27 protein-coding genes are annotated in these 23,453 nt (G+C 60.7%); 23 read left to right on the top strand and 4 right to left on the bottom strand.

The genetic code is table 11. The annotated features are described in order from the left end of the window. Positions 1 to 463 precede the first annotated feature (463 nt). From EVC45_RS39685 to EVC45_RS39575, 23 genes are all read left to right on the top strand, one after another. Positions 464 to 748 (top strand): hypothetical protein, encoded by a 285-nt coding sequence (locus EVC45_RS39685; protein WP_129963575.1) that lies wholly within the window; start codon positions 464 to 466, stop codon positions 746 to 748. Between the two features lie 73 nt (positions 749 to 821). Continuing rightward, positions 822 to 1,283 (top strand): hypothetical protein, encoded by a 462-nt coding sequence (locus EVC45_RS39680; RefSeq protein ID WP_129963574.1) that lies wholly within the window; start codon positions 822 to 824, stop codon positions 1,281 to 1,283. Positions 1,284 to 1,366: 83 nt separating this feature from the next. Next, positions 1,367 to 1,759, top strand: coding sequence for a hypothetical protein (locus tag EVC45_RS39675; protein ID WP_129963573.1), 393 nt, complete (start codon positions 1,367 to 1,369; stop codon positions 1,757 to 1,759). Next, a complete protein-coding gene (locus EVC45_RS39670; protein WP_129963572.1) occupies positions 1,756 to 2,076 on the top strand; it encodes a hypothetical protein in 321 nt (106 codons plus the stop codon). The genes EVC45_RS39675 and EVC45_RS39670 overlap by 4 nt, the downstream gene beginning before the upstream one ends. A gap of 124 nt (positions 2,077 to 2,200) precedes the next feature. After that, on the top strand, positions 2,201 to 2,698 hold the full coding sequence (locus EVC45_RS39665) for a hypothetical protein (RefSeq protein WP_129963571.1): 498 nt from the start codon (positions 2,201 to 2,203) through the stop codon (positions 2,696 to 2,698). Between the two features lie 103 nt (positions 2,699 to 2,801). Next, the gene (locus tag EVC45_RS39660) at positions 2,802 to 3,554 is read left to right on the top strand and encodes a hypothetical protein (RefSeq protein ID WP_129963570.1); all 753 of its coding nucleotides are present in this window, start codon (positions 2,802 to 2,804) and stop codon (positions 3,552 to 3,554) included. After that, positions 3,529 to 4,137 (top strand): hypothetical protein, encoded by a 609-nt coding sequence (locus tag EVC45_RS39655; protein ID WP_129963569.1) that lies wholly within the window; start codon positions 3,529 to 3,531, stop codon positions 4,135 to 4,137. Before EVC45_RS39660 ends, EVC45_RS39655 begins: the two co-directional genes overlap by 26 nt. 264 nt (positions 4,138 to 4,401) lie before the next feature. After that, the gene (locus EVC45_RS39650; RefSeq protein ID WP_129963568.1) at positions 4,402 to 5,427 is read left to right on the top strand and encodes an ATP-binding protein; all 1,026 of its coding nucleotides are present in this window, start codon (positions 4,402 to 4,404) and stop codon (positions 5,425 to 5,427) included. 120 nt (positions 5,428 to 5,547) lie between these two features. Further along, a complete protein-coding gene (locus tag EVC45_RS39645) occupies positions 5,548 to 6,459 on the top strand; it encodes a hypothetical protein (RefSeq protein ID WP_129963567.1) in 912 nt (303 codons plus the stop codon). 10 nt (positions 6,460 to 6,469) lie between these two features. Then, complete coding sequence (locus tag EVC45_RS39640; RefSeq protein ID WP_129963566.1) at positions 6,470 to 7,792, top strand: VWA-like domain-containing protein; 1,323 nt, start codon at positions 6,470 to 6,472, stop codon at positions 7,790 to 7,792. Positions 7,793 to 8,109: 317 nt separating this feature from the next. Continuing rightward, the gene (locus EVC45_RS39635) at positions 8,110 to 9,159 is read left to right on the top strand and encodes a CpaF family protein (protein ID WP_129963565.1); all 1,050 of its coding nucleotides are present in this window, start codon (positions 8,110 to 8,112) and stop codon (positions 9,157 to 9,159) included. A gap of 12 nt (positions 9,160 to 9,171) precedes the next feature. Continuing rightward, complete coding sequence (locus EVC45_RS39630) at positions 9,172 to 9,525, top strand: TrbC/VirB2 family protein (protein WP_129963564.1); 354 nt, start codon at positions 9,172 to 9,174, stop codon at positions 9,523 to 9,525. A 1-nt stretch (position 9,526) separates the two neighbouring features. Next, complete coding sequence (locus EVC45_RS39625) at positions 9,527 to 9,835, top strand: VirB3 family type IV secretion system protein (protein ID WP_129963563.1); 309 nt, start codon at positions 9,527 to 9,529, stop codon at positions 9,833 to 9,835. Then, positions 9,829 to 12,291 carry a VirB4 family type IV secretion system protein gene (locus EVC45_RS39620; protein WP_129963562.1) on the top strand — a complete coding sequence of 821 codons (2,463 nt, stop codon included), beginning with the start codon at positions 9,829 to 9,831 and terminating at the stop codon, positions 12,289 to 12,291. Before EVC45_RS39625 ends, EVC45_RS39620 begins: the two co-directional genes overlap by 7 nt. Positions 12,292 to 12,320: 29 nt before the next feature. After that, on the top strand, positions 12,321 to 13,088 hold the full coding sequence (locus tag EVC45_RS39615; protein ID WP_129963561.1) for a type VI secretion protein: 768 nt from the start codon (positions 12,321 to 12,323) through the stop codon (positions 13,086 to 13,088). A 3-nt stretch (positions 13,089 to 13,091) separates the two neighbouring features. Beyond that, a complete protein-coding gene (locus EVC45_RS39610) occupies positions 13,092 to 14,141 on the top strand; it encodes a type IV secretion system protein (RefSeq protein WP_248295439.1) in 1,050 nt (349 codons plus the stop codon). Further along, positions 14,138 to 15,493, top strand: coding sequence for a TraI domain-containing protein (locus EVC45_RS39605; protein ID WP_129963560.1), 1,356 nt, complete (start codon positions 14,138 to 14,140; stop codon positions 15,491 to 15,493). The genes EVC45_RS39610 and EVC45_RS39605 overlap by 4 nt, the downstream gene beginning before the upstream one ends. Beyond that, on the top strand, positions 15,490 to 17,361 hold the full coding sequence (gene traD, locus EVC45_RS39600) for a conjugative transfer system coupling protein TraD (RefSeq protein ID WP_129963559.1): 1,872 nt from the start codon (positions 15,490 to 15,492) through the stop codon (positions 17,359 to 17,361). The genes EVC45_RS39605 and traD overlap by 4 nt, the downstream gene beginning before the upstream one ends. A gap of 10 nt (positions 17,362 to 17,371) precedes the next feature. Next, positions 17,372 to 17,890 carry a hypothetical protein gene (locus EVC45_RS39595; protein WP_129963558.1) on the top strand — a complete coding sequence of 173 codons (519 nt, stop codon included), beginning with the start codon at positions 17,372 to 17,374 and terminating at the stop codon, positions 17,888 to 17,890. Continuing rightward, a complete protein-coding gene (locus EVC45_RS39590) occupies positions 17,847 to 18,098 on the top strand; it encodes a hypothetical protein (RefSeq protein ID WP_129963557.1) in 252 nt (83 codons plus the stop codon). The genes EVC45_RS39595 and EVC45_RS39590 overlap by 44 nt, the downstream gene beginning before the upstream one ends. Beyond that, positions 18,091 to 18,705 carry a DUF4400 domain-containing protein gene (locus EVC45_RS39585; protein ID WP_129963556.1) on the top strand — a complete coding sequence of 205 codons (615 nt, stop codon included), beginning with the start codon at positions 18,091 to 18,093 and terminating at the stop codon, positions 18,703 to 18,705. The genes EVC45_RS39590 and EVC45_RS39585 overlap by 8 nt, the downstream gene beginning before the upstream one ends. Before the next feature lie 286 nt (positions 18,706 to 18,991). Continuing rightward, entirely contained in the window at positions 18,992 to 19,894 is a 903-nt protein-coding gene (locus EVC45_RS39580; protein WP_129963555.1) for an ATPase, read from the top strand. A 9-nt stretch (positions 19,895 to 19,903) separates the two neighbouring features. Then, positions 19,904 to 21,628, top strand: a complete 1,725-nt coding sequence (locus EVC45_RS39575; RefSeq protein ID WP_129963554.1) for an ATP-dependent helicase — start codon at positions 19,904 to 19,906, stop codon at positions 21,626 to 21,628. A 114-nt stretch (positions 21,629 to 21,742) separates the two neighbouring features. On the opposite strand, the gene EVC45_RS39570 is transcribed toward EVC45_RS39575, so the two are convergent. The 4 genes from EVC45_RS39570 to EVC45_RS39555 form a co-directional block, all read right to left on the bottom strand. After that, positions 21,743 to 22,228, bottom strand: a complete 486-nt coding sequence (locus tag EVC45_RS39570; protein WP_129963553.1) for a hypothetical protein — start codon at positions 22,226 to 22,228, stop codon at positions 21,743 to 21,745. Between the two features lie 38 nt (positions 22,229 to 22,266). Then, on the bottom strand, positions 22,267 to 22,476 hold the full coding sequence (locus EVC45_RS39565; RefSeq protein ID WP_129963552.1) for a hypothetical protein: 210 nt from the start codon (positions 22,474 to 22,476) through the stop codon (positions 22,267 to 22,269). Between the two features lie 4 nt (positions 22,477 to 22,480). Further along, positions 22,481 to 22,903: a hypothetical protein gene (locus EVC45_RS39560; RefSeq protein ID WP_129963551.1), complete on the bottom strand. Its 423-nt coding sequence runs from the start codon at positions 22,901 to 22,903 to the stop codon at positions 22,481 to 22,483. A gap of 2 nt (positions 22,904 to 22,905) precedes the next feature. Further along, the coding region (locus EVC45_RS39555) for a polymer-forming cytoskeletal protein (RefSeq protein ID WP_248295438.1) at positions 22,906 to 23,453 on the bottom strand (548 nt) is incomplete at its 5' end.

Here is a 23,453-nt window from a genome sequence, read left to right as displayed (position 1 = left end):
GCTACGCTCGCCTCAGCAAGTCAACCCCAAGACGCTAAACATTAACCCCCTTGTTGCACTTCGGCTTGAAACCGCCAACTCTATTCGCCAGCCTGCGGGCTGGCATTTTTTTGTCCGTTGTTATCGCTGCGGGTGAGAGAGGGGCTGAAAACCGAAGCATTGTGGGCATGACAGGGACCCGGCGGGGATAAACTGCTTTCATTCCCTGCGCTACTGCGCATCGACCTCCAGACGATCCTCCAGAGGACCGTCCAATTTATTCTCTCCAGCCATTCACTCTCTGAATGGATCACTGAAAAGGCTGACGTTCGCGTCGGCCTTTTCCTTTTTACCGATGCGATGGATTCTTCCATCGTTCGTAGCACGCCGTAGCTTCAGGCCGGATCTGTCCGTCCTCATTCCATGTACCCATCTGGGAGCCACCTCCCAATGGGAATGGCTCCCCCTTTCAAGGAGCCTCACCATGTCGCAGCAGATTATCGTTTCCGAAGAACTCGCACGTGTTCTGGCAGTTTCCGCTGATCCGCATAGAGTTCCGGAAAAGTGGGGCTTTCGCGAGAAACAGCGCGTTTTCGCTCAGACCGTTGCAAAGCTGCCGATCCGTCAATTCAGTGGGACGATCCTGTACCTCTGGAGCGATGGAACGGCCACGGTCAAGTTCGATTTCGACGTTCCGTTCGATGCCGAGCGTGAACTGGTCAAGAGCGGTCGCGTGGATCTTCACTATCTGACGCGCGTCGCTAGGTAATTAACTCTGCCATTATTCCCGTCAGGGCAACCTCCCTGACGGGATGGTTGCCCCTTTCTCGTTGAGGCAACCCATGTTCAAGCTCCTTTTCAGCGTCGTTCTGCTTTCCCTCCTGACCGCGTGTGCTAGTGCGGATTTCGGCTCACCGAATACGTATCAGCGTTACGACGTCCAGCACCTCGGCCAGATGGAACAGGCGACGATCATCCGGGTCCGTCAGATCACCATCGAATCGAACTCCGATTCGTCGGGGCTGACTACGATCGTGAGTACGGCGGCAAGCGCGTTTCTCGGCTCTCAGGTCATCGGGAACGGGCGCGGTCGTTATATCTCGGGTGCCCTATCGGGTGCTGCTGCTGGCTTCATCTCGCAGCACATCAGCGCTGCAATGTCGCGTCACAGCGGCGTTGAAGTTTTTTTGCGTCGCGCCGACGGGCAGACCGTTGTGGTGACGCAGGTTGACGATCAGCAGTTCGCTCTCGGCGAACGTGTCTATCTTGTTTCCAGCGGATCCGGTTACCGGATTACCCACTGATTTTTCCGCGCGCCCTATGCAGCGCGCTTCCCTTGCGGGGCAACTCCTCGCAAGGGAGTCGCCTCGTCTATTCGAGGTTCATCATGAATTTTCCCAAGCTGTTCTATGCGGATCGTCGATCCGCTGGCGCCGGCGCTACCGCTGCTCTTCAGCAGCAGGCCTCGCGCGTGCTTCGCCGCGTGGCGCAAGACCTGCGTTTGCGCTCTCATGAAATCGTTGTCGAACCGTCGCGCCGGAATTTCCCGGGGCGTGTCTCCCTGCGCACTGAGACGCTGTTTGTCGACGTGCTGGACCGGCCTTGTCAGAAAGCGGTGGCGCTCAGCTTCCGCACGCGCCGCGGTCGCTCGGACCTCACGGGCGGCGGTGAGAACTACGTTCCGCTCGAGCAGATCGAGTCGACGCGTGGTTATCAGTCGTTCCTTGACGGCCTTCGACTTGCAGGCGGTATCGACACATCTTCGGGAGGTCGTCGATGAAACTTGCGAAGGTCAAAGTCGAGTATTCGTGCGGTACGACGATTACGGAGCGAGTGACGCTTGACCCAGAAACGGGGCAGGTGCATCTGCCTCCGCGTCTTCATGCCCTGCTGGAAGTGATGGACGAAACTGAGTGTTTGCCGTCTTTCGTGCTCGAGCACGACGGGTTTCCAGTGGCGGTGACAGTCGATTCGAATGGATCGCGAAAAATCGTCATACCTGAACAGCAGTCGGGTTTTCGCCGTGCATTTTTCATGTGGACGGCCGAGAACGGCCGACGCGCCGATCGCGAACGCGAGTGGGGCAAACGCGACTGAAAAAGTCGCCTAGCGCTGCATTACAGGAATAGGGCTGCACCCTTCGGGGGAGCGGCTTTTTTTTTCGTCCTTTTCGACCATTGAGCGCGCCTTCGGGCGCGTTTTTCTTTTTGTGAGACCAGAAATGAACCATGCATTTGTAAAGCCAGTGGGCTACCAGCAGCCCGTCGCCGTTGCCTCGGCGACCGGAAACGGAAGCGTCATGGCCGCGATCGCCGGTACGCGCGCCGATGCATTGCGGTGCGGTGACCGCCTGGATGTCGAAGGCAAGACCGTCGGCGAGGTCTGTTCGATGCTCTGCAAGGTGTTGCACGGTACGGAGCTTGAGCCCGAGTGGCTTGTGGCTGCGAACATGCTCGACGATCCGAACGAGGCAACGAGCGGCGCGCGCATGGACCGGGTCTGGCCCGCGGACAGCGTCTGGAACCGCGTCGCTGTCTCGGTTGACACTGGCAGATCCGAAGGCTGGATCGTCCACGTCGACTGGATAACGCGCACCGAAATACCGGATGTCGTTGGCCGCGGATATGCCGTGATGCCACTTCTGCGTGCAAAGGTGTTCGTCGCAGATCAGGCATGGCAACTGGCGCGCTTTATCTCCAACGCGATCGACGTCGCTTAACCCGTTCCCTCGCGTCGCAAGACGCAACCATCAATTCAACCCTCCGCGGGCACTCGGCCCGACAAGGGAGCGATTGCCCGCTTCTTCTTTTCCCGGAGCAATCGTGTATCAACTCTCCTTCGCAGGTCTTTCCCTCTCCATCGGCACGCTGCTCGAAGTCCTCGCCGTATTCAGGACCGACGCGCGCCTGGTTGCGCTTGAATCGTCGGAAATCGTGCTTGAGCATGGCGGTCAGCCAGTTCCGGTCATCCGGCACAACGGCGCGCTCACAGTACGCCGGCCGGTGACTGCCAAAGACGTTTTCCTTTCGCTGCTCGATGAGATCGACGGCGCGTACTTCCGGCCGAATGGCGTTCTGAAGGCTGCATGGCAGATTCGACGCTCGCACTGGAAGCTGCTGTATGACGCGTTCGACCTGGCATCGACTCCCCGCCTGATTTTCTCGTCGGCGCAGGTGGAGGCAGCGGCTGATGCCCGTGGCCGCCCGGACCTGTTCGAACTGCTGCAGTCCGAGTGCGAGCGCCGGTTCGGGTTCCGCTATGCAGGACCGGAGTACGGTCGCACGCGGCATCGGAACGGGCGGCATGAGGTCCATGTCGCGTACGCACTCGCGGAAGGCTGGGCTGTTCCTGAGTCGGTGCTCGGCGAGTATCGGCAGTTGCCCGACAGGTTCACGTTGGATGTGAGCTGGGGCCGGGCGCTGATCGACGTGCCGGAGCTGCGCGGCGAGATGTCGCCAGACAAGGTTCGTGTGCTCGCCAGTGTGATGCTGGCGGGTGCAGGGCGGAATCAGTTCGGGCAACGCTGCGCTGCTCGCGATGGTGATGCGGTTGGCATCGAACGTTCCGAGCTATGAGGAGGTCGACGACCTGCTGTTCCGTCACGGGCTGGTGCAGGCGCACAACCTGCCTGACTGCTACGCGACTCCCCAGCCGCTCGGAGCTCCTGTGTCGAAGTTCGCTGAGGTGTACCGGCAGAACATGGCGGACAAGCGGCGCGATACAACGGTGGCACGGCTGCGCAAGGAACGCTCGGCCGGGCAGATATCTCAGCGGACGTTCGATCTCCAGATGCAGATCGCGCTGCTGGAGCATGGGCGCGAGACTTTCGCGCTCGGAAATGAGATCTCGGAAGCGATCGACAGCGGCGACGTGCATTACCTGCTGAATATCATGGACTGTCCTGACGAGCGCAACCGCGTCGCCAAGCAGACGGTGCGTGAGGTGTTCGGCATCAAGCTGCTTGGTGTGCGTGCTGCTTCCCGTCGTCGCGGCATCTTTGCGCTTGCAGGATATGACGAAGTCTGCCAGGCCGAGTGGGAATCTGCCGGTTCTGCGCAGGCCCGCCAGCGTATTATCGAAATACATCAGGCTACGCGTGCCGCCGGCAGCGTCCATCCAGCAGTGTTCGGCCGGACGCAGGTGGCTCACCACGCCTGATTTGCTTAATGCAGTCTTTTTGGACCAACCCGGCCTCGCGCCGGGTTTTTTTCGCCTGTTCCATGCGGCTGCAGGCGTAAGGCCATACGAAAAAGCGACGATTCGGGCATTGCGCGCGGCCGGCGCTCCCTACACTGAGGGTCATCTCCCGCGTCATAGACGCATCGACCTCGCCGACTCGTCGGCATTCTTTTATCGCCCCACAGGGACCACGTCCCTACGGGCGTAGTCCTTTCGGGGCTTTCTCTTTTCAGGAAAGCCATCATGAAAGTTACGCCCGCACAACTGACCGAACTGCTCTCGCTGTACGTTCCGAAGCGTCTGCCGGTGCTGATTACCGGTCGACCGGGTATCGGCAAGAGCGATATCGTCGAACAGGTCGCGCTTGCAACCGATCACGAACTGCTTATCAGCCATCCCGTCGTTGAAGATCCGACCGACTCGAAAGGGTTGCCGTTTCCGGCGCCAGACGGCTTGAACGCGAAGTTCCTGCCGTTCGGTGATCTCGAACGCGCGATGAAGGCGAGACGTCCGCTCATCTGGTTTCTTGACGATCTGGGACAGGCCTCGCCCGCCGTTCAGGCGGCCAAGATGCAACTTCTGCTTGCCCGCCGTATCGGTGAACACGTCTTGCCGCCGCACGTGACGTTTCTTGCGGCGACAAACCGCCGGACCGATAACGCGGGGGTGACGGGAATTCTTGATCCCGTCATTTCTCGGTTCGCAACGGTGGTGGAACTCGAGGCGACGATCGACGGCTGGACGAAGTGGGCTGTGCAAAACAATGTGCCGCCCGAACTGATCGCGTTTCTGCGATTCCGTCCGGACCTGCTCTCCGTGCAGAAGACGTCACGCGATATCGAAAATACGCCGAGTCCCCGCAGCTGGGGGTTCGTCGCGAAGACGATGGGCGTGGTGCCGAAACACCTGGAGCACATCTCGCATGCGGGATCGGTGGGCGAGGGCGCTGCAACGGAGCTTGTCAGCTTCCTGCAGATCTACCGCGAACTGCCGAACCCCGATGCGCTTCTGGCAACGCCCGACAAGGCGATGATCCCCCAGACGCCGTCGACGCTTTACGCAATCGCAACTGCTCTGGCTGCGCGCGCGACGGAAGCCAACTTCGATCGAGTCGTGACCTATACGGAACGCATGATCGAAGCGGGCCACCGCGAATTCGCGGCGCTACTCGTGCGTGACGCATTGGAGCGCACGCCGGAAATCGCCAACTCCTACGCCTTCATCAGGGCGCAGGGCGGCGAGATCGGCGCAATCATTAAAGGCGGCTGATCAGCCTTTCCATTCCACTTCTCTCCCAGCTTCATCACTCATGGCTCTGCCGTGTCCGCGAGGACGCGCAGGGCCATTTTTTTCGCATCATCCATTCATTTCCTATACGGAGTTTTTTTCATGAACACCAACATCCAGTCGAAAGTCATGCTGTGCTCGGTCACGATCTCCACGTGGGTTGCCCGTCGATTCGATGGCAAGGCCACCGAAGAGGTCGAGAACAAGCACCATGCAAAGGGCATCGGCAGATTCAACAAGCGCCTGCTGCCCGAAAGCTCGCCCAGTTTTCAGGAGGTGGTGACGCTCGCCGGCCGCATCCGGAAATACTTCTACGATCACTCGTTGAAGTACGACCAGCTTGGGGTGCGGCTGCTGCCGACGATGATCTACATGGAATTCGCTGACCGGATGCGCTCGATGAAAGACGAGTTCGATCTGGCGGTATCCGTGTTTCTCACCGACTACCTGGATCTGAAGGAGCGCGCCCGTACGGAACTGAACGGCCTGTTCAACGAGGCGGATTATCCGACCCTCGCTGAACTGTCCTCCAAGTTCGGCGTGAAGATGGCCGTGCTGCCCTTTCCTGACGCCAGCCAGTTCGGCGTCGACCTGCCCGCAGACGTGCTGACGACGCTGAAAAGCGAACTCGATGAGCACGTGCTGGCGTCGATCGCGACCGCGAACGAGGATCTCGTCGAACGGATGCATACGGCTGTCTCCCAGATGGCGTCGCGGCTGTATGCGACGGGCAACGTGCGTCTGGACGTGGCCAACAACGTGCGCGATCTGTGCGCGTTGCTGCCGAAGCTCAACTTCTCTAACGATCCGAAGCTCACGCACATCCTCGATCAGGCGAAGACGCATCTCGCCGTTCACACGGGCGCGGACCTGAAGGAGTCGAATGTCCTGCGTTCCCAGGTGGCCAGCAAGGCACAGGAGATCGAGGGGCTGATGGCCGCGTTCATGGGCATGATGCCGGCAACGGAGATCGAGCCCGCGGACCAGAGCGCGCAATTGCGCCTCGTTGCTTAAGGGGGCGATCATGGATCGCACCGTGACGGTAGCTGGCAATGGCACGGTCCATCCGCGCATTGCCAGACAGCGTACTGAGCTTGTTCTGTCCCAACCGTTTTTCGGGTCGCTCGCACTGCGCCTGAAGATGGTTGAGGACCGGTCAACGAAAGAATGCTGGGTAGACGGGGAATCGTTGGGCTATAACCCCGAATATATCGACAAGCTGAGCGACCTGGAGCTGCGGGGCGTGCTGGCGCTGAAAGTCATGCAGGTGGCCAACGGTCATTGCTGGCGTCAGGGCGCGCGAGAGAGCGGGCGGTGGAGTGACTCAAGCCAATACGCGATCTCTCCGATTCTCACTTCGTCGGATTTCGTGTTGCCGAAGGGCGCGCTGCATGACGCACGCTTTGCTGGAAAGTCGGTCGAAGAGATTTATGGCGCACTCACTCAGGAGGCAAAGCAGAAACAGCCCAAACCTGAGCAGCAGCCTAAACCTAAGTCCGATCAGCAGTCGCAACAGCAGCAGCCCAAGCAGGATGGCCAGTCGTCAGCGCCGGATGCAAAGGGTGGCAGCAAGCCTGATGACAGGCCCAATGGCAAGGGTGGCAATCCGAACCCGCAGTCGCAGGCAGGTGGTGGGCAGGGTGATCCAGAGACGTCTGCAGGTTCATCGTGCGGTGAGGTCCGCCAGTACTCGGGGACTGACAAGCCTGTGAAAGAAGCCGAGTGGAAGGTAGCTGTCGTGCAGGCCGCAAAAGCGGCGCAGATGCGCGGCAAGCTGCCGGGCGACCTGCAGGCGATGGCTGGCGAGGCAGTACGGCCCGTTGTTGACTGGCGCGCGGTGCTTCATCGCTTCGCGCAACAGTCATCGCCGACGGACTACAGTTTCGCCCAGCCGAATCGCCGATACCTGCATCTGGGGTTCTACCTGCCCTCGTTGAACACGCCGGCCGTTGGTGATGCCGTGTTCGTGCGGGACTCCAGCGGCTCGGTGTTTGACGAGACGCAGGCCCAGTTCGATGCGGAGATCCTGTCGGTGTTTCACACGCTCAAGCCCGCCCGGTTGATCGTGATGGACTGCGATACGCGGGTTACACAGGTGCAGGTTTTCGAGCGGGGTGACTCGCCGGAGATCAAGCCCGTGCGCGGTGGCGGCGGAACGGCGTTCACCGATCCGTTCAACCGTGTGGCGGCCGATGGCATCAATCCGGCATTTCTGGTCTATCTGACAGACATGGTCGGTTCGTTTCCGGCCGCCGCGCCGCACTACCCGGTGTTGTGGGCGTCGACCACGCCGCTCGCGCGGGCACGGAAGGCGCCATTCGGCGAGACCGTCGAAGTCATCTGCTGACGTCTCCAGCTTCTTTAACCCAACCCGGCCTCGCGCCGGGTTTTTTTCGCCCGTCGCACTCCTCAAACCATCGAATACCGCGCCGGTGCGCCGGAAAGCTATACGTTTCTGGGGGTCTTTCCGGGTTTCCATCTGTAACGCGTTAAACGGCGACGCCCCGCGTGGACGTCCGGCGGGACCGGCCAGCGATGAAGATCATGGCCGACTTTCGTCACCGCACAACGGGAAAGCCGTGCGATTTCGTGCCCCTTTTGAAGCCTGCCCAGCAATGCCAACGAGAACAATAGTCGCATGTTAGATCGCCCACAAAGCCGCGCATGCACGACCTTGACGACAACCCGCTGCTGAAGCTTCAGCCGCTAAAAGCGGAGGCTGTCGCGATGTTCTTCGAGGCGCTCAACCCGCTCAAGGATCTGCTCGACGCGCCCGATCTCGCGGAAATCATGGTCAACGATCATCGCAACGTGTGGATCGAGCATCGCGGCGTGATGTCTCGCGTCAATGTAGACCTTCGCCCGGAGCACCTTGAAGGTGCGATTCATTCGCTCGCGTCATCGGTGGACAAGTCGGCACACGCGGGGAGTGACAAGGGAATCATCAACGCCGGTCACAAGAACCTGCGTATCGCTGCGGTTATGAATCCGACCGCCATCGATGGGCACGCGCTCAGCATCCGTAAGCACCGCGAGTCGAAGATGACGCTCGACGACTACGTCAGCATGGGCGCGTTCTCGGCGGCAAATGCGCGCCCGGCGGAAGCGGAAGCCATTCATTTCGAGGATGGCATTGAGGATGAAGCGCTCATGCGCGCGCTGAAGGCGCTCGTGCAGTCGCGGAAAAACATTCTCGTCGCCGGCGGAACGTCCGCGGGCAAGACCACGTTCCTCAACGCACTCGTTGGCGTCATTCCCGAAGACCAGCGCGTGATCACCATCGAGGACACGATGGAACTGAAGGTTCAGGTTCCGAACCGTGTGCGCCTCCTGTCCAACGCCGATACGAACGTCACGACGCAGCTGCTTGTCGCGCTGTGTCTGCGTTTCAGACCTGACCGGATCATCGTTGGTGAAGTCCGCGGTGGTGAAGGTTACGACCTGCTCCAGGCACTCAATACGGGCCACGACGGCGGCCTCGCGTCGCTTCACGCCAACAACGCGCGAACCGCACTGAGCCGCCTGGAGAGCCTCGCGATGCTCGGCATACCGACAGGTTCCCGCTGGGAACTCGACGACATGCGGAAAAACATCGCCGACTGTTTCAACTACGTGGTGCATTTCAAACGCACGGGCGAGATGCGGCACGTCTCCGAAATCCTCGAAATCCGGGGCTTTCGAAACAACGACTATGACCTACGACGGGTCTTTTAACGGGAGCACCACATGAAGCAAGGGAAGTTCTTCAGTATAGCCGCAGCAGTCGCCAGAAAGCTGCGCCCAGGCAAGCCGATGATTGTCGGGGCGCTGCTGAGCGTTGCCTCCGCAGCGGCGATGGCCGCAGGCGACTACTCGTCGTTGACTGGCCTGACCGACATCATCTGCACGATCAGTAACCTGATCAGCGGCCCGTACCTGTACGGTATCGGCATCATCCTGATTGTGATCGGCGGCGTTGCCGTTGCAAATTCGGAAAGCAACATCGCCAAGACGTTCTCTGTCGTGCTGGTCGGTCTGGGTATTGCCTCGGTCGCGGTGCCGATCATGCGCGACCATTTCCACATGGCAGTCGCCTGCTGATATGCGCCAGCACAAGGTCAGCCGCGGGCTCTCGTTGCCGCGCCAGATGGGTGGGGCAGACCGGATGCTGGCGATCCTTAACGGCACGCTCACGGCGCTGCTTACCTACACGAGCTGGACGCCGTCGTTCCTGGTGCTGGGCGTCGTTGCGCACTTCTACCTTCGCTGGCGCAGTTCCAAAGATCCCTGGTGGCGGCTGGTCATGGTTATCTACAACCGCTACCCGGACGTCTACGCACCCGAGCCGCACGGCAAGTTCAGTGCACGTTTCAAGCGCCCCTACGGGTTCGATCAGGATCTTCCATGCTAATAATGCCATTCGCGAAGCGCGCGGTGCAGGAAATTGCGCCGTGGATGACGCTCGTCACGCCCGAGCTCGTACTCGACAAGGATGGCTCCCTTGTCACCGTGTTCGAGTTCGACGGCATCGATGCCGATACGCCGAACCCGGGCGACATCACGGCCGCCCGTGACAACGTTGATCACGCATGCCGGAACTTCGATCACCGGGTCACCGCGTGGTGGCGAGTCTCGCACCGGCGCGTGAAGGGCGGTGTCGATGGTGATTTCGCCAGCGAGGCGGACGCGCGCATCGACGCCATCAACCAGGCAAACATCGGTAGCGGGAAGTATTTCCGCAACTCCCATTCGCTCGCGCTCGCGTTCACGCCGGAGACCGGCCTGTCGCGCATCTTCGACAAGATCGGCTATCACATGACGGTCGGCGGCAAAAACCTCTTCGTCGCGCTCTTTGAGGCCGCGAAGGACATGGTACTTGCCCGCAGCGCCTTCGTTTTCGATCTGACGAAACTGCAGAATGAGATCAAGCGGTTCGAGGCCGTCATCGACGGGTTCACCGGCGGCGTCACCCGGCTGAAGATGAAGCGGCTGCAACTGCAGAACGCACTGTCGTTCCTGCATCAGCGCGCGAATCCGAGCACACCCAAACGACGAGTGCGCTATCCGGTCACGATGCTCGACACGCACCTGACCGAAACGCAGGTGACGATCGGCGCCGAGCAGCTGATGTTTGAGTCGGCCCACGGCAAGGTGTACGCGCGAATCATTGGTGTGAAGGAGTGGATGGGCTTCCAGGAGGCGGCGCTCGATGTGCTCTCGCAGGTCGATGCCGAGCTCGACGTCTGCGTCATGTTCCGCTTTCTCGACACCTCGCGCGCGAGTGCCTATATCCGCAAGATCCGCGGCTTCTACAAGGCGGCCGCGTTTAACCCGGTTGCGATTCTCAAGCAGTGGGCGACCAAGGAAGAGCAGAAGAACGACGAAGGCCGCGAGCAGCTTGCGAAAGAGGCCAGCGAGGCGCTTGCGAAGCTGGAGGCCGAAGGCCAGCAGTACGGTTTTGCGAACATCTCGGTCATCGTCTACGGCAACACGCCAGAGGAATGCGAAGACGCCACACGGCACGTCGTCGGCGTCATCGGCAACGCCGGCTTCGGCGTCATCGTGGAAAAAGACAATCTCTTTGCCGCATGGTGTTCGACACTGCCCGGGCGCTGGGATCAGCAGAAGCGCCTGCAATTCGTTGAGACCCCGGCCGTCTCCGACATCGCGCCGCTGTGCAGCGTCGGCGAGGGATCGACCGTCAACGAGTGGCTGACGCAGCAGTCCGGCAAAAAGACCGGCCCGCTTACCTGCCTGCCGACGCGCCATCGCACACTACAGAACGTCGATCTGCACCACCCCGGAGGCAAGGCGCACACCCTGGTTGTCGGCCCGATCGGCGCCGGCAAGTCGGTGATTCTTAACTACCTGATGTCGCAGACGGGGCGACATGGCGCGCGCCGTATCCGCTTTGACAAGGACCGATCGACGCGTATCCCGACGCTGCTGGGCGGCGGGAAGTTTATCGACGCAACCGGGCGCTTTGAGGCGGCGACGTCGGTCAACCCGCTCTCCCTTATCGGGGATTCGAAGCACTGGTCGTACGTCGCCGAGTGGGTCAAGCTCGTCATCGAGGGCGAGGACTACACCTGCACACCGCAGCAGGAAACCGACATCTTCGAACGTATCCGTACGCTGGCGACCGCCTTCCCGCGCGAGAAGTGGCGCTTGTCCGGGCTGATCACGCTGCTCCCTGCCGAGTTGCGCGAGCGGCTGGCGGTCTGGACCGATGGTCAGAAAGACGGCCGCTTCTTCGATCACGTCGAGGATGGGTTTTCGCTCTCCGATGACCTGTCGATCGAGATGGGCGACCTGTTCCAGAATTTTCCGGTGGCGGCAGCGCTCTTCATGGATTATGCGTTCTACCGGATCGCGCAGATTCTCGACGGCAAGCGCTACACGGTGATCGAAATCGAGGAGGCCGGGTTCTTCTTCACCTACCCGAAGTTCTACGCACGACTTGAAATCTGGGCAGTGACCATCCGGAAGCTGAATGCGGCCCTGCTCATGGCCACGCAATCGCTCGGGCAGCTCGCCCGTGTGGCGAACTTCGAGATCATGAAGGAGAACATTCCGAACATCATCTATCTGCCCAACAGCGACGCAATCAACAACCAGGCGTTGTACCGGGATATTTTCGGCCTGACCGAACACCAGATCAGGATGATTTCGAACGCGGTGCCCAATCGCGACTACCTGTGGGTGACGTCGACTCAGACTCGCATGCTTCAGGCGAGCTTCCCGAAGGAATCGCTCGCCTATCTCCGCTCTGATGGCCGCGCGCAGGCGATTCTCGACAAGCACGTGAAGTCAGGCGTCGATAACTGGCAGGGCGAATACGTGCGCGACGTGCTCGCGCATGCATAACGTCAGTCTTACTCCTGGAAACCCTCACCATGATCAAAACATTGCTCCGCACTGCGGCCGCGACGGCCGTACTGACCCTCGGTTTCGCACAGCAAAGTCACGCGACGTTGCCGGTCATTGACCCGACCAACCTGGTCCAGAACACGCTTACGGCCGTCGGCGCGGTCAAAGGCGAGGTGTATCAGGACACCAACCTGATCTATCAGTACCAGATGATGCTGAATCAGTTGAAGCAGGCGACCAACCTCGATCCGTCCGCGATGCTGGCTCAGGCGACCTCGATCACCAACGACATCACCAGCCTGACGAAGTACACCGATACGCTGAAGTCACTGTACGGTGGATTGCAGTCGAACGCGGAGTACGCGACGAAGGTCCAGGCACTGATCACGCAGTCTGGCAAGACGCCGGCGCAGTGGTTTTCTGACCAGAGCACGCTCATCAGCAATAACGACAAGACGGCCAAGCAACTTTTCCAGATGGGCAACGATGTGACATCGCACGTGAGCGCGCTCGCCAAACGTCGTCAGGAGATCCAGGACCAGCTGAACATGTCGCCGACTGCCGAAGCGACGGCGCAACTCACCACGCACCTGCTGGACATCGTCGCAAGCCAGAACAGCGACATGCTGCAGATGATGGCCGCGAAGCAGCAGAGCGACGCCGTCGCGAAATCTGCCGAAACCGCAGACGATCAGTCGCGCAATGCCGCGAAGGCCGCGCTTCAGGTTCAACTGGACAAGGAGCGCGCGGCGTATAACGCAACGCTCGGATCTTCAAACGTGCTGGGGCAATAAGTCGTGAGCCATTTCTTTCTCAGGCGGCTGCTCGGCGTCCTGCTTCCGCTCTGTCTTCTGCTTGGCGCGGCACTGGCAACGCCAGCGGCTTTCGCAGACGACAACATGACGCTGCCCGATGGCACAACGTTCAATACGGGTAGCACCACGTCCAGTTCGTCAACGACAGCGCCGCTCTCGGGCCAGGACGGTGACTGGGCCAAGGGTGCGGGCGATGCGCAGCGACAGATATCGGGGCTGGTGGGAAATCTCATCCCGACCGCTGTCACGGTCAGCAACACGGTTCGCAAAGAGTCCGACAAGTTCGCATGGGGACTCGGCGTGATCACGCTTGTGCTGGCAGGCGTGCGGTTTTCTGGAACACACAACCCCATCACGGCATGGGCGAGTCTGTTTGAAGAAGTAGCCGTTCTCGGCATCTTCGTTGCGCTGTACCTCGGCTATACAACGTCCGCGCCGGGCTTCTGGGCCTGGTTTCAGGACTTGGCGACGAGTATAGGAGGCGGCGCCAACAACGACATATCGACGCAACTCTCGACGCTCGGAGGCAGTTTTCTTGATGCCGTAAAGGCAAAGGTCTTGAACATCAAGTTGCTGACCGACTTCAACGGTACGCTGACGGACGTCATCGCGCTCTTTCTGGCCTTTCTGGCGATGTGCGTAGCTTCGATTGTCTTCATGTATTACTCCGCAATCGGCCAGATTCACGCGGCGATCGGTATTGTGCTGGGGCCGATTGCAATGGCGCTCGGCTTCTCAAGCTACACCCGCAGCTACTTCCAGCGCTGGCTTGACTGGATGATCAATGCGGGAATGTACGTCGTCATGGTGGCGGTGCTGTTCAAACTGATGGGCGGAGCGATCTCGAGCGCGGTAGGCCAGGCCACGTCGAATGGTACGAAGACCCAGCTGAGCGCCGGATTCGCCTTCGACCTCGCGCTCTTTCTGTTGATGCTGTCGTTCGAGATTCCAAAGCTCGCGGGGATGTTTGGCAGCGGTTCGGGGGCGACTGGCACGAGCGCATTGAAGACTGCGATGAGGTTTATCCCATGAGCGTCGTTCACCGTCCGATGAAGGCCAGTGACCTGCTGGCCACGCATGAAAAGCGTATCGAACTGGTTCGGCAGTGCGCGAACGAAAGCACCGAAGCCGAGTTTGAACGCAAATGGCTGTCGGTGCTGCGCCGGTGCGCGGCGTGGTTCTCGTCCATGCCGCTCACGCCTGAGCTGCATGCCGAACCGGGCGGCGCATTCCGCGCGACCATCGAATCGACGTTTTATGCGATGCGGCTCGCCGGCGGTCAGAAGTTTGCCGCCGACATGACGTCCGACAAGCGGCGGCGTCTGGAGCCGCAGTACATCTACGCTGTGTTTCTTGCCGCCGCCTGTTCGTCGCTTGACGAGCCCTGCAGGCACTTCGAGATCGTGCGGGTAGTCGATCAGCTGGCCTGGAGTCCGGCTGCACATGGAGCGTTCGGCAACTGGGTGGGCGAGGGTGACTATCTCGTACAGCGACGCGCGACCCCGCTCAAAAGTGAACGGATGCGCACTGCGATGTTCGCGCAAACCGTCATCACGCCCGAACTGCTGTCAGGACTGGACAACGCAGTACTTGCCGATCTTTTTGGCGCGATCAACCCGGAGAAGAGTCCGCAGGGATTTGAGGCGCTCGTGCACAAGGTGGTGCGCCAGGCGATGGACGTTTCGGTGGAATTCGAGCGTAAGGCGCAGCGCGGTGTATTCGCGCCAGTGAAATTCGACGTGCCGTCCGCGGTGCATGTGGCGCTCGAACTGCAGCCGCAGGTCGTCGCGGCAACACCGGTTCCGCCCGCCCCAACGGAAGCAGTACCGCTCGCACCGTCCGCGGAGACCGCCAGTGAGGCGGCGGTGGCACCTTTGCCGTCCGGCAGCGCGGCCCAGCCGACCTCCGGTTCTTCCTCGGGCGGCCCACAGCTTTCCCAGTCGTTGCTCGATGCGTTGGAGCGCAGCGAAGCTCAGGCCGCCACGGCGGCCGCGACTCGCCCCGTTGACCCGTCAGCCGTGCGGCCCACGCCGGCGGCCGCCGTCGATCCGTCGCAGATGACAGCGGGCGCACCCGCTGCTGTGCGGCCAACCCGTAACGGCCCAACGGACGAAGAACTAACCGAAGTTCTCGGCCCGGGCTCCGCGATGATGCGGGAATTCTTCCGGGCGCTCGCTGGCGATGTCGCGGCAGGCAAGGCTAAGGTGACGTGGGAAGAGAAGGGGCTGGCCGTGCAGAAGCGTCTGATCGGCGGTTACGGCATTACGAGCGATACGCTCGTTGAGCAACTCAGGAAGCGCAGCCTGCTGCTGCGCGCGGCTGGTAACGACATCTGCATCGTTGAGCATGCCGGTCGTCTGATCATGGAGCGCCCGGCGGCATGAACTACATTAACCACTTTCGCCCCATCTACGAGTTCCGGCCGCTGCTCGTCTGGCCGGTCGTAATCGTAGGTATCTTCGCATCGGGCATGCCCTATGGTTGGGCGTTCGCGCTCGTATGTTTCGCGTTGCTGGTCATCCGCGGAATTCAGGTTTGGCGGGCGCTCAGCTTCCGTATGGCGATCTCGACCAAGTGGCTGAGCAAGATCCATATCGGCAAGCTGCTTGAGACGCAGCGCAAGATGCGTGAGCGCGAAGACTCGATGTATCTCGGCATCGGCTTTGAATGGACCCAGAAGCACACCCAGATCGCTCACGACATTCTCCGCATGCCCGTGACCGATATTCCGTTCTTGCCGAAGTGGCTGAACAAGACGGAACTGGGTCGCAAAACCGAAGCGCGCATTGAGCGGCTTTTCGCGCCTCGCGACAGCATTCGGGACCGCATGCCGCAAGGCTCGTCGTGGATTCACGGCATGGAGCCAAAAAAGGTCCGCGTGCCGTTTCACTACAAGGCGATGGGCGGCCACACGCTCGTTGGCGGTACGACCGGCGCGGGCAAGACCCGCACGTACGAGGTGATCTCGACGCAGGTCATCTACAACCCGAAAGACGTGCTGATCATCGTCGACCCCAAGAACGATGATGACTGGAAGAAGCGCGTGGAAAAGGAGTGCGCGCGCGCCGGCCGGAAATTCCTCTACTTCAATCAGGCGAAGCCGCACGAGTCGATCCGCCTCAATCCGCTAGAGAACTGGTCGCAGCCCTCCGAAATTCCGTCGCGGATCGCGCAGTTAATGGAAGAAGGGCCATTCCGGGATTTCGCCTTCCTGTTCATCGATCGTGCGGTAAAGGGCGAACTGTACGTCGGCGACAAGCCGAACCTTCGCTCGATCCTGAAGTACGCGCAATCCGGTATTGGCACGTTGCTCGAGCGTGGCCTGCGGCGCTTCTTCCTCGAAAACGGGATGTCGAACTGGGAGGAGCTAACGGTCGCGCAGACCGTAAAGGATAGCGTTCGCAAAAACGATATTTCGCTCGTCGACGGGATGGCCAAGCTTTACATGGACCGTTTCGCTGCGCAAGATCGTGGGCACGAAACGATCGACGGGCTTATCGCCACGCACACGCACGATCGCGAGCACTACATGCGAATCATCGCGTCGGCGCTGCCGCTCCTGCAGATGCTGGCTACCGGCGAGACGGGCCTCATGCTCGCGCCGAAGGCCGACGACTTCGAGGACGAGCGCGAGATCTGGGACATCGACAAGATCATCAAACAGAAAGCCGTGCTGTACATGGGCCTTGATTCGCTGTCGAACAACATCGTCCAGAAGGCGATCGCGTCGATGGCGCTGTCGGACGTGGCGGCGGTCTGCGGCTCGATCTACAACTTCTACGCCGAAAAGCCCGACGTCGTTCTGATCATTGACGAGATCGCCGAGGCAATCAACGAGCAGGTTATTCAGATCCTTAACAAGGGCCGGGGCGCTGGCTTCAAGGCGTTCGTTGCTTTCCAGGCGCGCGCCGACCTCGAAGCGAAGCTTGGAAACGCCGCGAAAATGCTGCAGGTTTTGGGCAACCTCAACAACCAGGTGATCCTTAGACTGGAGGATAGCGATACCGCCAAGTGGTTCTCGGACAAGGTGGGGGAGACAGCGATTCGGGTGGTGAACATCTCGAATAGCACGAACACCACGACCGAAGCGCATGCGATGGAGTTCAGCGGATCACAGTCACGCACCCTTCAGCTTGAGAAGGTGCCACTGATTCCGATGCCTCTGATCCATCGGTTGCCGAACCTGCAGTACTTCATGCGCATCTCCGGCGGTGCCGTCTACCAGGGCCGAATCCCCATTATCGAAGGCTGAACCACACCCTATGTCCGCTGCTTTCAAAAACATCATTCGCGATCACAAGCTTTCGCACAAGCTGGTCCCCGTCTTCAACATTGCGCCGGATCTGGAACTCGCGTGCTCACGCGTTGCCGATTTCGTCGGCGAGCGCTTCGTTGGAGACAGGGGGCCGCTGGCCGCAGAGATGATCGAATCGGCGCTGGCGAGCTTCAAGCGAGCCAAGCGTACCGGCGATCAGCACGTCGCATTCATGCAGGGGCTGTTCGAGCCAGCGAAGTCCCTTTACGCGCGCCGCTATGTTGCGCGCCGCGGTGACAGGATCAGTGTCTGGTCGCCCATGCTGGAGCCGATTTCCGCTTTCGAGGAGCGGCATCAGAACAGCGAGCTGGAGATGGTCGACGAGCGTTGCCCGGAACACATTACCGAGCGCACCGCAGCTTTTCAACTGGCGTCGCGCGTCCTGCAAGGCGAAGCGTTCCGTCGTTACTTCGAGGAATACGATGTCGCTCACCGCTACGATAATAGCGAAGTTGTCCCGGGCTGATTACGACACGGCCCGGCGCGCGCTCGACACGGCGGGCGCTTTCGACGAGCCGGACGCGACGCCGCCCGAAGGGTTCACCTGGGGCGCGGGCGCGCGGGCCTACGCGCTGGCGTCGGTCGTCGTCAACCGACCTTTCCTGTTCTGGGGCGGATTGCTGGCGGTTGCCGCAATCCCTATTCTCGTCGTGGTGAGGCTGATCCATGGCTAGCCGGTTTGGTTCGCACCTGAAGGTCTGGTTCCTCCTCGTTCCCGTCCTGTCGATTGCAGTCATGCCTGCGATTCCCGACCGCAAGCTTTTCGAGGTCCCAGACGCCGAAACCGAATCACTCGTTGCGTCGGTCGGGCAGGAAAGGGCGGACGCGGCCGTCCGCTCGGCGAACGAACTGTTCAAGCGGTCATTTGTGGATAACGGACTGCTGCACCGGACGCTGGCAGCGTCGGGCAACCTCAACGGGTTCAATGACGGCGGCATGTCGAGCTTCTCGGCTACGTGGACGGAAAATTTCTGGCTGCTCGCTTACCGGGCGATGTTCCGCGCGATGGTCATGAAAATGTGGATCGTGGGCACGCTGTGCTTTGCGCTCGGCATGTTTGTCGACGGCACGGCGCGCAGAAAGATCAAGGCGGCCGCGGCCGGCTATGTCAGCCCGCTCTCCTTTCATCTCGCGGGCCACGGCCTGATGATCGTCACGGGCACGCTGTTTGGTGTGCTCGTCGCACCGGTGCCGGTACTTGCTGGTTACTGGCTGGTTGTCGCCGTACTTCTTGGCGCGCTGCTATGGAAAGCCGCTGAGTCGTTCCAGTCGGCTCGGTAAGTGATCCAGAAAAGCAGATCGGCTTTTTACGGTCCGTTTTCCCTCTGCTTCTCTCCCATTTCACTTCTCGTCCTGCCGGACTGCTGCTCCGCTGTCCGGCAGTGGCTTCTTTTCCCGGCCGCCGATGACGCGCAAGCGCCCTTTCGCCTTTAAAGACTTGTGAAATAACGCGTGTTTCGGGCGCTCTGAGCCCGGTGACGACGCAACAATTGCATTGGTGGGGACGCGTTGTGCGTGCCCGATTACCAAACATGAAACGACACAGGTCCACCAAGGAGAAACGGGCATGAGCACCACCGCTGTCGCAGATACCGAACTGGAAAGCCTCGTGACGGCAGACGTGAAGGCGTCCGCTGCATCTGCCGCTGCTGCTGCGGCCGATTTGAATAAGCTGGACCAGACATCACACGCGGCTGGCGATGCCGGCGGTCACGACGGCGCCGAAGAGGGCGCGCGTGAGATCGAGAGCGAGCTGACGCAGATGGAGGCGGACGCGGACCGCCTGCAGAGCGAAGGGGTCATAACGCCCGATGACGCGAACATGAAGCGCGCCGAGGTTGAAAAGACCCGCAAGCTGTTCCGGGATCTTCCGGCCAGCGAGCGTATCGCCATCATCAAGCGCCGCCGTGAGCTTGGCCGACAGTTGATGGAGCGGCAGCTTTCCGGCGCGGCAGTCGTGCCCGCTAACGTCCGGCTGAACCACACGCGGCTGAAGCCTTTGTTCGAGCAATGGTGGCCGTACCTGAACCGCATGAGCGTGAACATGCAACGCTTCGGCGACTCGACATTCGGCGAGGGCGACAAGACCGCAGTGAACAGCTTCTTCGAGAAGCAGATCAAGTCGATCGAAGAATACGTGGATGAGGCACTGCGCGTCGCAACGGGCTTCCGGGAGAAGAAGGAGGCGGAACTGCGCGAAGCGGGCGAGTTCGTGTTCGAGCCGTCGATCCCGATGCCGGCGCTGGACCTGACCGTCGAAGTGTATTCGCGGTTTTCGATGCGCGTGCTCGCGGCGATCATGAAGTTCGACAAGGTGATGGATCACTTTGACTTCATGGTCTGGAACGGCATTCGCGACCAGTCGGACGTCGATGACGAAACGGTGCACTTCCTGAAGAAGGTGAATCCGCTCGGCGTTCGTGGCTACATGACGCACCTGCGCCTGATGACCACTGTCCGCGGCCTGTAAGGAGGCGTCATGCTGGACGAACTCAATCCGCAGCAGCGGGAAGTCGCCCAGTTGCGCCAAAACTGCGTGGCGATTGCCTGCCCTGGCGCGGGCAAGACGAAAACGATCGCCACCAAGGCCGCGCTGCTGTTGCAGGACAGTGCGGCTGTCGTCGGCGCGGTGACGTTCTCGAAAGACGCTGCGCTCGAGCTGCGTGAGCGCATCCTTCACGTGGCGGGCAAGGCGGCGAAGAAGCGCCTTGTCGCGGGCACGTTCCATTCGCTCGCCTACAAACAGCTTCAGCGTCCCGGTGCGCGGTCGCCTGACATTGCAAGCGACGGTGACCGCCTCGGGCTGCTTATCCGCGTCATGCAGGATCTCGGGCTCGACGGAAAGGCCGAAGACGTCATCCCGACGATCGAAAAGATCAAAACGAATTTCGGCCGGTGCGACGTCAACAGCGCCGACGGGCAGTTGTACAGCGCCTATCAGGAGGCGCTGGCGCGCAACGGCAAGATAGATTTTCAGGACATGCTTCGGCTCGCCGTTGAGGGCATGCAGAACGGCACCATCCTACCGTACCCGTTCACTTACCTGCTGGTCGACGAGTTTCAGGACACTGATCCGCTGCAGTACCGGTGGATCGAGCTTCACGCAAAAGCAGGCTCGGTCGTAACGGTGGTAGGCGACGACGATCAGAGCATCTACGCTTTCCGCGAGGCACTTGGCTATCGCGGCATGGAATCATTCATCAAGGAATTTGAGGCCAAACCAGTGGTGCTCGGGAGCAACTATCGGTGCCGCGCCGAGATCCTTGCGGCCGCCGATCAGGTGATCCGCAACAATCCCGACCGCATTCCGAAGGTGCTGCGCGCGGAGAAAGGCGCTGGCGGCCGGGTTGAGGCATCCCGGCACGCCGACGAATACGTGGAAGCCGAGGCTGCCATTGAGGCGCTGGCGCCCTTGCTGCATAGCGGCAAGACGTGTGCGGTCCTCGCCCGGACTAACCGCATCCTTGATCCGCTCGAGGCCGTTTGCCGTTCGTATGGCGTGAAGTATCACCGCGCGTCGGGGGCATCGGTTCTCAATCGTCCTGAAGGTGCGTTGCTCTGCAATCTGCTGGAGATCATTGAAGGCGTGAAGGCGACGGGGCTTGACGCCGTGCTGGCGCATTCGGGACTGCATGCCGACCATCTGCGTGCGCTGCACGCCAACATGGGCGCCGAGCTTGTTCAGAAGCCGCGGGCGGAGCTGGTTGAACTCGGCATGCCCGAAGACGCGGCGACGAACTATCGCGAATTCATGAAGCGGCTCGCCGAATGGCGGGGGCTCTGCGAGCGGAAGTTCTATTCGTTGGTTCTGTCAGGCGTCAACGAGTGGTTGCTCAAGTACACGAAGAAGGAAAACGGCATCCGCACCATCCAGGCGACCTACGACGTCCTCTCGCGTCTGAGCGGAACCTTCGCGGAGCGGCTGCTGTTCCTCCGGCAGGACAACAACGAGGCCGCTCCGGACGCGCTGGTCCTGACGACGATGCACAGTTCGAAGGGGCTCGAGTGGGATCACGTCTGGATCGCGCGATCCGAAGACACCATAGTCCCCGACCCGAAATCGACTGAGCCCGAGGAACGGCGGCTGTTCTACGTCGCGATGACCCGGGCGCGCGAGACGCTGATGATCTCGGGTACCGCAAAAAACTTCGCCTCGCGATTCGTTGCTGAGGCTCAGATTGAGCAGCGTGCGCAAGCTGCCTGAACGGCCGCGACGGCACGGACGTCGGAGAAGCGGCGAGACAGTAGAAAAAAAGGAGCCGGCGGCTCCTTTTTTCCTTTTCGGTTGCCCTCGTTCAGAGCGCTTCGCGATGAAGGCTCAGCACAAGCCTGTACTGGGGTTGTTCAGCGGAACCTCAACGGTCTGGCCATCGGCGAGTTCGACCGGAATCTCCGAAGCGGTATAGCCGTGGACATCGACGACTTCGGACGTGCATTCCGCTGTCCCTGTCTTGCGGATGCCGTCCAGCGCGGTGTCGATCGCAGACACCGATAGCTGAACCTTTCCGGCATTGACTGCAACGGGCCTGATCAGCAGCGAGCGTCCAACAAACTTTGTTTCGGCACTCAGGCGCGTAGTGCCTGCGGCGCTCGTGCAATTTGCGTAGCCGACTTCCTGCTCGCCGCGATGCTGGTATGTTGCCAAGCTGGTTCCATCATTCACGATGTGCCGGCCTTGGTCGATTATCTGGCCGTCCTTGTACCAGGTGATATTTAGGGTCTGAATCGTCGCGGACGCTTGAGCGTTGGCGATGAATCCTGCGGCAATAGCCGTTGCGAAAAGTGCCTTGCGAATCAGTTGCATGTGGTTCTCCGTATCGATTGGGAATCAGGTGTTGACCGTCATGTCCGCGAGGCATGCGGCTCGGGAATCAGTGAAGCAATGTGCTGCTCGAAGAACTGTGTTGTCGGAGTGAAGCGGTTCCGGTGCGGCGTGTCGTCGGGCATCGCCTGCCGGTTGATGAAACGGCCGTCGTTTAGCATGCAGAAGCAGAGTCCGTCGAAGGCGGCTTCCTGTGCTGCCGCTTCCCAGTCGACGGTGATGCAATCCATCGAGTCAGGCAGTCACTGCAGCGGCGCGGCGAGCCCGGGGCCAAACGGTAGCAAGGCTCAACACCGCCCAGCTTGTGGCCGCGACGCAAAGAAAACCGATGATGAGGGCGCGCTGCAGGCCCGCAGTTGATCTGACGTAGTCTGACCGGGCAAGCGCGACATCGGCGCGAGCCACAGCGATCCGGTTGGAGAGATCGCCGGCGCTCGACAGACTGTGACGCGACAGAATCGTCGAAGCCTGAGCGGGCGCAAGGCTGTGAACGTCGCCCTCCAGTTCGCTAAGGCCACGGACCTTTCCCTCGCGGATGTCGAGCGTGGCGCGCGCTATGCCGTTGTCCAGAAACGCACGAGCCATGTTGATGACCGAAAAAGGCATAGCAAGCGCCAGAGCGATCGAGACGCAGCTCGCGACAGTGCGCAATTTCATGTTCAGGCCTTCGCGCGCGCGAATTCGGTTACGTTGGACTCCGCCCGCTCGGGCGCGGTCGCATCCGCAGCCGCGCCTGCAGACGCGAGCTCCGGTTTTGCGCTCTCGCTGGCTTCCGGTTCGACCGTCAGCATGCGGGCCACGCGCTTAAGCGTGCCGTTAAGCACGGCGCGCGGACCCAGGCGTATCGTGCCGCAGTACATGATGTCGCCCGAGACGTGCCCGTTGATTTCAAGAGTGCCGCGCGCATGGACGTTGCCGTCGACGCGACCGTCGATACGCACGTGGTCGCCGTGGACGTTGCCCTTTACCAGACCTCCTTCGCCGACGTGCAAGAGGCCTTGCGTCGAGAAAAGTCCTCCGTCGAGCAGGCCGAAATAGCTGATGCCGTGATCAACGATCATGTCGCCGCTGGTGGTACAGCCGGCGGAAACAAGGGTGATCGAAAGTTCGTTTTTCATGTCGGGGCTTCCTAGCAGGCTGTTGAATTTCGATCCCGCGTAAACGGGATCCTGGGGCCGAACGTTATGGATATTGTGTTCATGATCTT

Source organism: Paraburkholderia sp. UYCP14C, assembly GCF_004197395.1.
Lineage (GTDB): Bacteria > Pseudomonadota > Gammaproteobacteria > Burkholderiales > Burkholderiaceae > Paraburkholderia.
The sequence above is the reverse complement of the archived record's forward strand: the minus strand, read 5'-3'. Positions and strand labels throughout refer to the sequence as shown.